The organism is Actinomadura sp. 1N219 (genome assembly GCF_044326405.1).
In the GTDB taxonomy this organism is placed as follows: domain Bacteria; phylum Actinomycetota; class Actinomycetes; order Streptosporangiales; family Streptosporangiaceae; genus Spirillospora.
The window spans coordinates 106,490-118,665 of record NZ_JBIRAY010000005.1 but is presented as its reverse complement, the minus strand read 5'-3'; the positions used below and the strand labels follow the sequence as shown (position 1 = coordinate 118,665).

The following is a 12,176-nucleotide window of genomic DNA, read 5'->3' as shown; positions in this document are numbered from 1 at the left end:
TGGTCAGGAATACGGTGATTGGGCGGGCAGTCAGGGGGTTCGGCGGGTGCGGGTGTACTCCATCCCGATGCGGACGCGGTTCCGCGGTGTGACGCGGCGGGAGGGCGTCCTGGTCCAGGGGCCCGCCGGGTGGGGGGAGTTCTCGCCGTTCGCCGAGTACGGGCCCGCCGAGTGCGCGCGGTGGCTGGCCGCGGCGCGGGAGGCCGCTTTCGAGGGCTGGCCGGCGCCGGTGCGCGACCGGGTGCCGGTGAACGTGACGATCCCGGCGGTCGGGGCGCGGCGGGCGTATGAGATGGCGAAGGAGTCCGGCTGCCGCACCGCGAAGGTGAAGGTCGCCGAGCGCGGCCAGACCGACGGTGACGATCTGGCGCGGGTGGAGGCGGTCCGCGCGGCGCTCGGGCCGGAGGGCCGGGTCCGCATCGATGTGAACGGGGCGTGGGACGTCGAGCACGCCGCCCGGATGATCCGGACGCTGGACCGGTGGGAGCTGGAGTACGCCGAGCAGCCGTGCGCGACGCTGGAGGAGCTGGCGCTGGTGCGGCGGCGGGTGGACGTCCCGATCGCCGCGGACGAGTCGATCCGCCGCGCCGAGGACCCGCTGAAGGTCCGGGCGGCGGAGGCGGCGGACGTGGCGGTGCTGAAGGTGCAGCCGCTGGGCGGTGTGGCGGCGGCGCTGCGGGTCGCGGAGGCGTGCGGGCTGCCGGTGGTGGTGTCGAGCGCGGTGGAGACGTCGGTGGGGCTGGCCGCCGGGCTGGCGCTGGCGGCGGCGCTGCCGGAGCTGCCGTTCGCGTGCGGGCTGGGGACGCTGTCGCTGCTGGAGGGCGACGTCGTCGATGATCCGCTGGCGCCGGTGGCGGGTGAGATCCAGGTGCGGCGGCCGGTGGTGGACGAGGAGGCGCTGCGCCGCTGGGAGGCGCCGGCGGACGGGTGGCGTGAGCGGGCCGCCGAGGCGCAGGCGCATCTGGGCGGGCCTGCGGTGATCGAGGCGGCGCCGTGAACCCGGCGACCGCGCTGGCGACCGTCCTGGTGGACGAGCTGCTGCGGTGCGGGATGACCGACGCGGTGCTCGCGCCGGGGTCGCGGTCGGCGCCGCTGGCGCTGGCGCTGCAGGCCGCCGAGGACGCGGGCCGGATCCGGCTGCACGTGCGGATCGACGAGCGGTCGGCGTCGTTCCTCGGGCTCGGCCTGGCGAAGCGGTCGGGGCGCCCGGTGGCCTTGGTGTGCACGTCGGGGACGGCGGCGGCGAACTTCCATCCGGCGGTGATCGAGGCGCACGAGTCGGGCGTGCCGCTGATCGTGATCACCGCGGACCGTCCGCCTGAGCTGCGCGACACCGGCGCGAACCAGACGATCGACCAGGTGAAGCTGTACGGGACGGCGGTGCGGTGGTGCACCGAGATCGGCGTCCCGGAGAACCGTCCGGGGATGGTGGCGTACTGGCGGTCGCTGGTGAGCCGCGCGTGGGGGCTGGCGCAGGCGCCGGTGCCGGGCCCGGTGCATCTGAACGCGGCGTTCCGCGAGCCGCTGATCCCCGACGGCGACGACACGTGGTGCGAGCCGCTGGACGGCGACGTCACCGGCGCGTGGACGAAGGTTCGGGCGGCTACGCCGGGGTCGGTGCTGCACGTCCCGCCGACGCGCCGGGGCGTGCTCGTGGTGGGGGACGGCGCGTCCAACGTCAAGCGGTACGTGGCGGCGGCGTCGATGGCCGGCTGGCCCGTGCTGGCCGAGCCGAACGGCAACGCCCGTTACGGCGACCACGCGCTGTCGTCGCACCATTTCCTGCTGGGCGTCCCGGAGTTCGTGGAGCGGCACCGTCCCGAGGTGGTGGTGACGCTGGGCAAGCCGGGTCTGTCGCGTCCGCTGCTGTCGCTGCTGCGCCGCGCCGAGGAGCACATCGTGCTGGCGCCTGACCTGGCGCACTGGCCCGACCCGGTCCGGTCGGCGACGCAGGTCGCGCCGGAGGTGGAGATCCCGGTGGTGTCGGGCGACGACGCGTGGCTGAAGTCGTGGCGCACCGCCGACATGGCCGCCGCCGCAGCGGTCGACGGGGTCCTGGACGCGGTGCCGGGGGTGAGCGAGCCGCGGCTGGCCCGCGACCTGGTCGCGGGGCTGCCGGGCGGGTCGCTGCTCTTCACGGCCGCGAGCATGCCGATCCGCGACCTGGACCAGGTGATGCGGCCGCGCCGCGGCATCCGGATCATGGCGAACCGCGGCGCGAGCGGGATCGACGGCCTGGTCTCGACGGCGATCGGCGCGGCGCTGGCGCACAGCGGCCGGTCGTTCGCGCTGCTCGGCGACCTGGCGTTCCTGCACGACCAGAACGGCCTGATCGTCGGCCCGCGGGACCAGCGTCCCGACCTGACGATCATCGTGGTGAACAACCGCGGCGGCGGGATCTTCTCGCTGCTGCCGCAGGCCGCGCTGCGGGGCCCGTTCGAGCGGGTCTTCGGCACCCCGCACCAGGTCGACCTGGAGGCGGTCGCGGCCGCGCACGCCATCCCGTACCGGCTGCTGGACGCCCCGACGGACCTGTCGAAGGCGATGGCGGGGGAGGGGCTGCGGATCGTGGAGGCCCGCACCGACCGCGACGCGAACGCGGTGCTGCACGCCGAGATGCGCAAGGCCGCCCACGCCGCCGTCCGCACCACCCTCACCTGACCGCGGGGCTGCGCGCACCGTCAGTTATCTCAGCCTTCAATTTACAACGTAAAGGCCGTGGGCTGGGGCACTACCTCCAGCCCACAAACCGACAACCACAACTAGGTCAGCAGTCGAGAGCGGAGGGCTTCGGTGTCGTCGGGTGTCCAGCCGTGGTCGGACAGCCAGCCGATCGTCCCGCCGAACTCCTCGTCGACGCGGGCGAGGACCTTCTCCATGAGGGCCGCGTTGGGCCGGTGGCTGCCGGCCGGACGGGAGTCGAGGTCGGCGGCGTAGGTGTCGCTGGCGCGCAGCCGGCGCAGGACGGCCTCCAGCCGTTCGCCGCTCTGGGCGTAGTCGCCGACGATCGCCTCGCGGGTGACGCCGGCGACGTCCAGGGCGAGGGCGCAGACGACGCCGGTGCGGTCCTTGCCCGCGGCGCAGTGCACGAGCGACGAGCCGTCGGTGCGGGTCATGACGCGGAGGGCGGCGATGATCGAGTCGCCGCGGTCGGTGAGGTAGCCGAGGTAGAGGCCGAGCGAGCGGTCCTGCTCCGGGCCGTCGCTGGAACGTTCCTGCCAGGGCAGCGCGCGGTCGGCGTCGACGGTGTCGGCGGTGTCGGCGGCGACGTCGGTGTGGCGGCCGCCTTCGGGGAACAGCGACAGCTGGTGGACGGTCACGGACGGTACCCGCGCCAGCGGCCCGGGGCCTTCCAGCCGGACCTCGGCGTCGCTGCGCAGGTCGATGACGTTCTTCAGGCCGTAGTCGTCGAGCAGGAGGCGGACGTCGGCGACGGTGAGGTCCTGGAGGTTGTCGGAGCGCAGGACGCGCCCGCGCCGTGTGGTCCGTCCGTCTGTGGTGGGGAGGCCGCCCAGGTCACGGGCGTTGACAGCGCCGTCCAGCTCGATCCATCGCGTGCCGTCGTCCATGACTTGTGACCCTATATGGCCGATGTGTCCCGGCCGGTGGTCAGGGTAGGGGCGATGGTCCCGGGGAGCGGTGGCGCTGTGCGGCGACCGGGACCTGGGAGCCAGATCGGGGATGGCTCCGTAGCGGGTTACTGACGTGGATTCACGCTCCGTAGCCTCTCGGGGAGTTGTCCGATTCTCTTCCGTCCCATGGAGGTTTCATGGCCGTGACCTTGCCCGCCCCGCCCGTCCCGTCCGTTTCGCGATCGGCGGAGTCCGGCCGCGGCGGGAGCGACTTCACGCCGCTGGCGCGGCGTGTGCGCGCCAGCGGGCTGCTGGAGCGGCGTCCCGGCTACTACGCGCGGGCCATCGGGCTGAATCTGGTCGCCACGGCGGCGGTCTGGGGGGCGGTCGCGTGGGCGGGGGCGAGCTGGTGGACGGTTCTGCTCGGCGTCCCGCTGGCGGTGATCGCGGTCCGGACGGCGTTCCTGGGGCATGACGCGGGGCACCGGCAGATCGCCCGGACGGCGCGCGGGAACCGGCTGCTGGGGCTGCTGCTCGGCAATCTGCTGCTGGGGATGGGGCACGGCTGGTGGAGCGACAAGCACAACCGGCATCACGCCAACCCGAACCATGTCGGCAAGGACCCGGACGTGGGGGAGGGGATCCTGGCGTGGACGGAGGAGCAGGCGGGGCGGCAGCGCGGTGTGCTGCGGTGGGTGGCGCGGCATCAGGCGTTGCTGTTCTTTCCGCTGCTGACGCTGGAGGGTGTGAACCTGAAGGTCGGGAGCCTGATGTTCCTGCGGGGGCGGAAGCGGCGTGACCAGGTCGTGGAGGGCGGGCTGCTGCTGGCTCACGTGGTGGGGTATCTGTCGCTGGCGTTCGCGTTGCTGCCGGTGGGTCAGGCGCTGGCGCTGATCGCGGTGCAGCATGCGGTGTTCGGTGTGCATCTGGGGGCTGTGTTCGCGCCGAATCACAAGGGGATGGTGATGCCGGAGCCGGGGGAGCGGTGGGGTCACTTGCGGCGGCAGGTGCTGACGTCCCGGAACGTGCGGGGCGGCGTGGTGACGGACTGGGCGTTCGGGGGGCTGAACTACCAGATCGAGCATCATCTGTTCCCGAGTGTTCCGCGGTGCAATCTGCGGCGTGTCCGGCCGTTGGTGCGTGCGCATTGCGCGGAGGTGGGCGTGTCGTATGCGGAGACGGGGGTGGTCGGGTCGTACCGGCTGGCTCTGCGGCATATGCGTGAGGTGGGGGAGCCGCTGCGGTAGGGCGGGTGGGGCTATGCTCCGTGGGCATGCCCGAGGGACACACGATTCATCGTCTGGCCGCCGAGCATCAGCGGATGTTCGGCGGCCGTCCCGTGTCGGCGTCGAGTCCGCAGGGGCGTTTCGCTGATGGTGCGGGGGTGCTGGACGGGCTGGTGCTGGCGGACGCGGACGCGCATGGCAAGCACCTGCTTCTCCAGTTCGGTGAGGACCGGGTGTTGCACGTCCACCTGGGGATTTACGGCAAGTACGTGTTCGGTTCGGGGCCCGCGCCCGCACCTGTAGGGGTGGTGCGGCTGCGGTTGTCGGGCGCGGGCGGGTACGCGGATCTCCGCGGCCCTAATACCTGCGAGGTGCTGGATCCGGGTGAGGTGAAGCTGCTGCGTGACCGGCTGGGTCCTGATCCGCTGCGGGCGGACGCGGATCCGGAGGTGGCGTGGCGGCGGATCGGGCGTTCGCGGACGCCGGTCGCGGTGCTGCTGATGGATCAGTCGGTGGTGGCGGGGCCGGGGAACATCTACCGGGCGGAGGTGCTGTTCCGGCAGGGGGTGGATCCGCGGTTGCCGGGGCGGCGGTTGACGGCGGCGCAGTGGGCGGGGATCTGGGCTGATCTGGTGGTGTTGATGGCTGATGGTGTGCGTGCGGGGCGGATCGACACGGTGCGTCCGGAGCATATGCCGGAGGCGATGGGGCGGCCGCCGCGGGTGGACGGTCACGGCGGCGAGGTGTACGTGTACCGGCGTGCGGGGCTGCCGTGCCTGGTGTGCGGGACGGCGGTGGCGGCGGCGGAGCTGGCGGGTCGGAATCTGTTCTGGTGCCCGGGCTGCCAGCCGGCGGCCGGATAGCCGGATAAGGGGTCAGGCGGGTTCGGCGGCGTCCTGCGTGTCGTCGGCGGTGCGTGCGTCTCCGGTGGTGCGTGTGGTGGGGACGGGGACGTCGTCGTCGGTCTGCGGGGCGTGGTGTGGTCCCTGCTCGCGGGCGGCGCGGCGGGTGCGGAGGCGGGCTGCGAGGGGTTCGGTGCCGCGGGCGAGGACGGGTCCGGCGACGGCGAGGATGAGGACGTAGGCGGCGGCGAGGGGGCCGAGGCGGGCGTTGGAGCCGGCGCTCACGGCGAGTCCGGCGATGACGATGTTGAACTCGCCGCGGGGGGTGAGGGCGGCGCCGGCGCGGAGGCGTCCGGTGGTGGCGACGCCGGCGCGGCGGGCGGCGATCCAGCCGGTGGCGAGTTTGGTGAGGATGCCGGCGGCGGCGAGGAGCGCGGCGACGCCGAGGACGGGGGGCAGGTCGCCGGGGTCGGTGTGGAGGCCGAAGAAGACGAAGAAGACGGCGGCGAACAGGTCGCGGAGGGGGCTGAGGAGTTTCTGGGCGGTGTGGGCGAGGGGGCCGGACAGGGCGATGCCGACGAGGAAGGCGCCGACGGCGGCGGAGACCTGGAGTTGCTGGGCGACGCCGGCGACGAGGAGGGTGAGGCCGAGGACTTTGAGGAGGAGGACCTCTTCGCTGGGGGAGGCGACGAAGCGTTCGACGAGGGCGCCGTGGCGGAGGGCGACGAAGAGGATGGCGGTGATGGTGGCGGCGGCGATGGCGAGTGCGGCGGCGCCGCCGAGGAGTCCGGCGCCGGCGAGGAGTGCGGTGAGGATGGGCAGGTAGGCGGCCATGGCGAGGTCTTCGAAGACCAGCACGGACAGGACGGCGGGGGTTTCGCGGTTGCCGAGCCAGCCGAGGTCGCCGATGACTTTGGCGGTGATGCCGGAGGAGGTGACGTAGGTGACGCCGGCCATGGCGACGGCGGCGACGGGTCCCCAGCCGAGCAGGAGGGCGGCGATGGCGCCGGGGGCGGCGTTGAGGACGAGGTCGGCGAGTCCGACGGGTGCGGAGGTGCGGAGGGTGGCGACGAGTTCGTCGGCGGTGTATTCGAGGCCGAGGGTGAACAGGAGCAGGATGACGCCGACCTCGGCGCCGATGGAGACGAAGTCTTCGCTGGTGGTGAGGGGGAGGATGCCGCCGGAGCCGAAGGCGAGGCCGGCGATGAGGTAGAGCGGGATGGGGGAGATGGAGAAGCGGACGGACACGGCGCCGAGGAGGCCGAGGCCGAGGATGATGGCGCCGAGTTCGATGAGCTGGACGGCTGAGTCCATGCGGTCAGCCGTCGGCGAGGATCTGGGCGACGGCGCGGGTGCCTTCGCCGGTGCCGACGACGACGATGATGTCGCCGGCGGTGAAGGTGAAGTCGGGGCGTGGGCTGGCGATGACCTGGCCTTGGCGGACGACGGCGACGATGGAGGCGCCGGTGCGGGTGCGGGAGCGGGTGTCGGCGAGGGGGCGTCCGTCGTAGGGGGAGCCGGGGGCGATGGGGATCTGCTCGGTGACGAGGCCGTCGACCTGGCGGTGGAGTTCGGCGAGGTGTTCGACGATGCGTCCGGTGCCGAGGAGTTCGGCGATGGCGTTGGCCTCGTCGGCGGACAGGGCGACGGTGGCGATGCAGGTGTCGGGGTCTTCCCTGTCGTAGATGACGAGGTCGCGGCGGCCGGTGCGGTGGGAGATGACGCCGATCTGGCGGCCGCGTCCGGTGGTCATGACGTGTTGCAGGCCGATGCCGGGCAGGGCGGTCCGTTCGACGTCCACGGTGCTGGTGTTCCTTTGGTTCGTGCTGGTCCGGGTCGTGGACGACCGTACCGGGTGCGGTGGGCCGGTCTTGCGGGGGCGTCCTGGCGTTAGCGGGCGTCCCCGGCGTTAGTGGGCGTCGCGGCCTTGGAGGGCGTCGCGCATGACGCGGAATTTGGTGCGGGCTTCGGCGAGTTCGGCGGCGGGGTCGGAGTCGGCGACGATGCCGCAGCCGGCGAAGAGGCGGGCGCGGGTGCCGTCGAGTTCGGCGCAGCGCAGGGCGATGCCCCATTCGCCGTCGCCGCGGGCGTCGACCCAGCCGACGGGGCCGGCGTAGCGGCCGCGGTCCATGCCTTCGAGTTCGCGGATGAGGTCGAGGGCGGTGTCGGTGGGGGTGCCGCAGACGGCGGGGGTGGGGTGGAGGGCGGCGAGGACGTCCAGGACGGAGCGGTCGGCGGCCAGGCGTCCGCGGACGGGTGAGGCGAGGTGGGTGAGGTTGGGGAGGGTGAGGAGTTCGGGCTGGTCGGGGACGGTGAGTTCGGCGCAGAGGGGGGTGAGGGCGTCGCGGACCATGTCGGCGGCGTAGCGGTGTTCTTCGCGGTCTTTGGCGGAGGCGAAGAGGCGGGCGGCGCGGTCGCGGTCGTCGGCGGGGCCGGTGCCGCGGGCGGTGGTGCCGGCGAGGACGAGGGATTCGATGTCGCCGCCGGTGCGGCGGATGAGGAGTTCGGGGGTGGCGCCGACCATGCCGGCGCAGGAGAAGGCGTAGCAGCCGGGGTAGCGGCGGGCGAGGCGGCGCAGGAGGACGCGGGCGTCGATGGGGGCCTCGGCGCGGACGGTGAGGTCGCGGGCGAGGACGACTTTGCCGAGGCGGCCGTCTCTGATGCGGGTGACGGCGGTGGCGACGGCGTCCTTCCAGGCGTGTTCGGGGAGGGCGCCCTGGGACCAGCGCAGGCCGGCGGGGGTGTGGGGCGGGGTGGTGAGGGTGAGGGGGTCGGTGTCGTCGCCGATGGTGGTGAGCCATGCGGTTCCGTCGCGGCGGCCGAGGACGCGGCGGGGGACGATGAGGACCGAGTCGGGGGATTTGGGGTCGAAGGCGAAGGAGCCGAAGGCGACGGGTCCGGTGCCGGGGGCGGTGACGGGGTCGTCGACGGCGGCGTTGCCGAACAGGTCGCGCAGGAGGCGGGCGGCTGCGGTGAAGCGGTCGGGGCCGCCGGGGAGGGTGAGGCGGGCGGCCTCGCCCCAGCCGACGATGCCGTCGCCGTGGCGGATCCAGGCGAGTGCGGCGGGGTGCGGGAGCCGTGCGATGAGGTCGCCCGGGTCGGGGACCGGGACGGTGCGGACGGACAGTCGGTCCGGTGCGGTCACGGCGAGCTTCACGCGACCCACTGTACGACAGATTTGAACCTGTTCAAACGGGCGGGGGCGGGGTGGGCGGTGAGGTGTGCGCCACATTGTGCGGTCGGCGCCGGTTGTGTGGGTGATGCCCGTCCGTCCGGGCCCTATTCGGGCGGAACGGACGGACGGGCACGCCGGGCGGGCTCCGTCAGCGCCCCCGGCCCCGGTCCTGGCCCCGGTCGGCGTCGCGGCCCCGGTCGGCGCCGGTGAGCTTCCACGCGGCCGGGAGCAGCCCGGCGGCGAGCAGGACCTTCAGCGCGTCGCCGGCGAGGAACGGCGTCATGCCGAGGTCGAGCGCGCGGCCGAGGTCCACGTCCAGGGACGCCATCAGGTAGGGGACGCCGGCCGCGTACATGATCGCCGTCCCGGCCAGCATGGTCGCGGCGGTCTTGACGGGGGTGCGGTCGCCGCCGCGCTGCGCGAGCCGTCCGACGACGGCGGCGGCGGCCACGAACCCGAGGACGTAGCCGAGGGTGGGGACGCCGGTCCCGGAGCCGCCGTCGGTGAACCAGGGCATTCCGGCGATGCCGGCGAGCAGGTAGAGCAGCATGCCGAGGGCGGCGCGGCCGGGGCCGAGCGCGGCGGCGGCGAGCAGCACCGCGAAGGTCTGGCCGGTCACCGGCACGGGGGTGCCGGGCAGCGGGACCGCGATCTGCGCGGCGAGGCCGGTGAACGCGGCGGCGCCGGCGACGAGCGCGGCGTCGCGGGCGAGGGCGCCGGGCAGCAGGTCGCCCAGGACGGCGGGGCGCCGCCGGGCTGCGTGGGCAGTGGCCACGGTTCCTCCCAAACGTGTGGTGTCAGGTCGAAACCTAGCGAACGGGCCTTACGGTGCGGTCGGGCGGGTCACGAGCCGGGCTGGAGGGCGCTCACCGGCCGGCGGGTTCGCGGGCCAGGTATTCGCGGGCCAGGTAGACGACGTCGGGTTCGCCGCGGGGCACCGGCACCGGCCGTGCCCGCACGTGCGCGAACCGGTCCCGCAGGAGCGCCTCGAAGGCGGGCGCGGCGTTGGCGCTCCACACCGCGAGCGTCCCGCGCGGGGTGAGGCGCGCGGCGAGCAGGTCCAGGCCAGTGGGGGCGTAGAGGCGGGCGTTGCCGGGGGTGACGGTCCAGTCGGGGCCGTTGTCGATGTCCAGGCACAGGGCGTCGAACCGTCCGTCCGGGCCGTCCGGGCTGTCCGGGGCGGGCGGGCCGTCCGGGCCGTCCGGGGCGGGCGGGGCGGTGAGGACGTCGAGGAGGTCGAGGAGGTCGGCGTTGTGGACGGTGACGCGGGGGTCGTCCAGCGCGTCCCGCGACCAGGGCCGCAGGACGGTCCGGTGCCAGGCGATGACGGCGGGCTCGCGTTCGACGACGGTGACGTGCGCGACGCCGGGCAGGGCGAGGGCCTCGGCGAGGGAGAACCCGACGCCGAGCCCGCCGATCAGGACCCGCGCGGGCCCGCCGGCGCCCGCGCGGCCGTCGAGGCCGTCGAGGGCGGCGCGGACCAGGAGCCGTTCGGACTCGCCGTTGCGGGTGTCCATGAGGAACACGCCGTTGCTGATGATCTCGTAGTCGGCGCCGGCGCGGCGCAGTACCAGCTCGCCGCCGGCGCCGTCCGCGCGTTCGACCACGACCGGCTCGGCGGCCGTCCCCGGAGCGGCTTCCATGCCCCGCACCCTACGACGTCGCGGCGGCGGGCCCGCGCGCGGCCGGTGATCGGCGGAACCGGGTGGCCGGCGGGGCGCGCCGGGCTTACCGTGTGGCCCGTGGACGATCATGTGCGACTGCGGCCGGTGGCCGAGGAGGATCTGCCGTTCGTCGAGCGGCTGCGGACCGACCCCGGCCTGTGCGGCCCGTTCCTGTGGGAGGGGTGGCGCGACCCGCGGCGGTTCCGCCGCCGCTGGGAGCAGGACGGCTGGCTCGGCGACGACACCGCCACGCTCATGGTCGACGGCGGGCCGGGCGGCGGCGGTCCGCTCGGGCTGGTCTCCTACCGGAGGATGCACACCGCCGGGCCGGTGTGGTGCTGGAGCATCGGGATCTCGCTGATGCCCGAGGCGCGCGGGCGGGGCGCCGGGACCCGCGCGCAGCGGCTCCTGGTGGAGTACCTGTTCGCCTACACCCTCGCGCACCGGATCCAGGCCGAGACCGACGTCGACAACGTCGCCGAGCAGCGCGCCCTGGAGAAGGCGGGTTTCACCCGCGAAGGCGTGATGCGCGGCTACAGCTTCTTCGGCGGCCGGTACCGCGACGAGGTCCTGTACAGCGTCCTGCGCGAAGAACTGCGCGAGGACGGCCCGTGAGCCGCGCGGGCGGCAGGCACCGGGCCGGGCGGCGGGCGGGAACACCCCTTCCCCGACCGTCGTTACCGTGTAACGATGTAATCATCCGGGAGGTGCGATGGTCTCCGACCCCCACGACGACGCGCCGCTGGACGCCTACTCCCGCGTCGTGTCCGCCGTCGCCCGCGAGCTGACCCCGCGCGTGGCGGCGCTGCGCGTCCGGCACCGGCGCGGCGAGGGCGCCGGGTCCGCGGTCGCGTTCACCGGCGACGGGTTCCTGCTCACCAACGCCCACGTCGTCGGCGCCGCGACCGGCGGGCAGGCCGCGTTCGCCGACGGCGCGACCGCCCCGTTCACCGTCGTCGGCACCGACCCGCTGTCGGACCTGGCCGTCGTCCGCGCGGACGGGCCCGTCCCCGACCCGGTCACGCTCGGCGACAGCGACGGGCTGGTCGTCGGGCAGCTCGTCGTCGCGGTCGGCAACCCGCTCGGCCTGTCGGGGTCGGTGACCGCCGGGGTGGTGTCGGCGCTGGGCCGGTCGCTGCCGACGTCGCAGCCGACCCGCACCGGCACCGTGGTCCGCGTCATCGAGGACGTGATCCAGACCGACGCCGCGCTCAACCCGGGCAACTCCGGCGGCGCGCTCGCCGACTCCCACGGCCGGGTCGTGGGCGTCAACACCGCCGTCGCGGGGTTCGGGCTCGGGCTGGCCGTGCCGATCAACGCCACCACGCGCCGGATCATCGGCGCGCTGATCCGCGACGGGCGGGTCCGCCGCGCGTTCCTCGGCCTGGTCGCCGCGCCCGTGCCGGTCCCGGCGGTGCTGCGGCCCCGGATCGGGCAGGACGAGGCGCTGCGCGTCGCGGAGGTCGTGCCCGGCAGCCCCGCCGACCGGGCCGGGCTGCGCCGCGGCGACCTGGTCCTCACCGCGGGCGGCCGGCCGGTGTCGACCGCGCAGTCGCTGCAGCGGCTGATGTTCGCCGAGGCGATCGGGCGCCCGCTGTCGATCACGGTGCTGCGCAACGGCGCGATGGTCGACGTCATCGCCGCCCCCGTCGACCTGGACGGGGCCGAGCACGCCTGACCGCCCGGCCCCCGGGCCG

General features: G+C 74.4%; 12 protein-coding genes. 6 read left to right on the top strand and 6 right to left on the bottom strand.

Annotated elements, in window-relative coordinates:
• Positions 1-67: 67 nt before the first annotated feature.
• Complete coding sequence (locus tag ACH35V_RS18000; RefSeq protein WP_395973636.1) at positions 68-997, top strand: o-succinylbenzoate synthase; 930 nt, start codon at positions 68-70, stop codon at positions 995-997.
• Positions 994-2,661, top strand: coding sequence for a 2-succinyl-5-enolpyruvyl-6-hydroxy-3-cyclohexene-1-carboxylic-acid synthase (gene menD / locus ACH35V_RS17995; RefSeq protein WP_395973634.1), 1,668 nt, complete (start codon positions 994-996; stop codon positions 2,659-2,661). Before ACH35V_RS18000 ends, menD begins: the two co-directional genes overlap by 4 nt.
• Before the next feature lie 101 nt (positions 2,662-2,762).
• On the opposite strand, the gene ACH35V_RS17990 is transcribed toward menD, so the two are convergent.
• Entirely contained in the window at positions 2,763-3,569 is an 807-nt protein-coding gene (locus ACH35V_RS17990; protein WP_395973633.1) for a tyrosine-protein phosphatase, read from the bottom strand.
• 200 nt (positions 3,570-3,769) lie between these two features.
• Between ACH35V_RS17990 and ACH35V_RS17985 the strand changes: the two genes are divergently transcribed.
• Together ACH35V_RS17985 and ACH35V_RS17980 are read left to right on the top strand one after the other, a co-directional pair.
• Positions 3,770-4,819 carry a fatty acid desaturase family protein gene (locus ACH35V_RS17985; RefSeq protein WP_395973631.1) on the top strand — a complete coding sequence of 350 codons (1,050 nt, stop codon included), beginning with the start codon at positions 3,770-3,772 and terminating at the stop codon, positions 4,817-4,819.
• A 26-nt stretch (positions 4,820-4,845) separates the two neighbouring features.
• Entirely contained in the window at positions 4,846-5,661 is an 816-nt protein-coding gene (locus tag ACH35V_RS17980; RefSeq protein WP_395973629.1) for an Fpg/Nei family DNA glycosylase, read from the top strand.
• A gap of 12 nt (positions 5,662-5,673) precedes the next feature.
• Here ACH35V_RS17980 and ACH35V_RS17975 read toward each other — a convergent pair whose 3' ends face one another.
• From ACH35V_RS17975 to ACH35V_RS17955, 5 genes are all read right to left on the bottom strand, one after another.
• Positions 5,674-6,954 carry a cation:proton antiporter gene (locus ACH35V_RS17975; RefSeq protein WP_395973628.1) on the bottom strand — a complete coding sequence of 427 codons (1,281 nt, stop codon included), beginning with the start codon at positions 6,952-6,954 and terminating at the stop codon, positions 5,674-5,676.
• A 4-nt stretch (positions 6,955-6,958) separates the two neighbouring features.
• On the bottom strand, positions 6,959-7,441 hold the full coding sequence (locus ACH35V_RS17970; RefSeq protein ID WP_395973626.1) for a cation:proton antiporter regulatory subunit: 483 nt from the start codon (positions 7,439-7,441) through the stop codon (positions 6,959-6,961).
• 108 nt (positions 7,442-7,549) lie between these two features.
• Entirely contained in the window at positions 7,550-8,797 is a 1,248-nt protein-coding gene (locus ACH35V_RS17965; protein WP_395973624.1) for an isochorismate synthase MenF, read from the bottom strand.
• Positions 8,798-8,963: 166 nt separating this feature from the next.
• Positions 8,964-9,590 carry a biotin transporter BioY gene (locus ACH35V_RS17960; RefSeq protein ID WP_395973622.1) on the bottom strand — a complete coding sequence of 209 codons (627 nt, stop codon included), beginning with the start codon at positions 9,588-9,590 and terminating at the stop codon, positions 8,964-8,966.
• A gap of 91 nt (positions 9,591-9,681) precedes the next feature.
• Positions 9,682-10,458, bottom strand: a complete 777-nt coding sequence (locus ACH35V_RS17955) for a spermidine synthase (RefSeq protein ID WP_395973620.1) — start codon at positions 10,456-10,458, stop codon at positions 9,682-9,684.
• Positions 10,459-10,557: 99 nt separating this feature from the next.
• Between ACH35V_RS17955 and ACH35V_RS17950 the strand changes: the two genes are divergently transcribed.
• Positions 10,558-11,094 carry a GNAT family N-acetyltransferase gene (locus tag ACH35V_RS17950; RefSeq protein ID WP_395973618.1) on the top strand — a complete coding sequence of 179 codons (537 nt, stop codon included), beginning with the start codon at positions 10,558-10,560 and terminating at the stop codon, positions 11,092-11,094.
• Between the two features lie 97 nt (positions 11,095-11,191).
• Positions 11,192-12,157, top strand: a complete 966-nt coding sequence (locus ACH35V_RS17945; protein ID WP_395973616.1) for a S1C family serine protease — start codon at positions 11,192-11,194, stop codon at positions 12,155-12,157.
• Positions 12,158-12,176 lie beyond the last annotated feature (19 nt).

Excerpts from the sequence above, each read along its gene's own strand:
- ACH35V_RS18000 (WP_395973636.1), top strand. The coding sequence starts at position 68 with ATGCGGACGCGGTTCCGCGGTGTGACGCGGCGGGAGGGCGTCCTGGTC.
- ACH35V_RS17990 (WP_395973633.1), bottom strand. The coding sequence starts at position 3,569 with ATGGACGACGGCACGCGATGGATCGAGCTGGACGGCGCTGTCAACGCC.
- ACH35V_RS17985 (WP_395973631.1), top strand. The coding sequence starts at position 3,770 with ATGGCCGTGACCTTGCCCGCCCCGCCCGTCCCGTCCGTTTCGCGATCG.
- ACH35V_RS17980 (WP_395973629.1), top strand. The coding sequence starts at position 4,846 with ATGCCCGAGGGACACACGATTCATCGTCTGGCCGCCGAGCATCAGCGG.
- ACH35V_RS17975 (WP_395973628.1), bottom strand. The coding sequence starts at position 6,954 with ATGGACTCAGCCGTCCAGCTCATCGAACTCGGCGCCATCATCCTCGGC.
- ACH35V_RS17955 (WP_395973620.1), bottom strand. The coding sequence starts at position 10,458 with ATGGAAGCCGCTCCGGGGACGGCCGCCGAGCCGGTCGTGGTCGAACGC.
- ACH35V_RS17945 (WP_395973616.1), top strand. The coding sequence starts at position 11,192 with ATGGTCTCCGACCCCCACGACGACGCGCCGCTGGACGCCTACTCCCGC.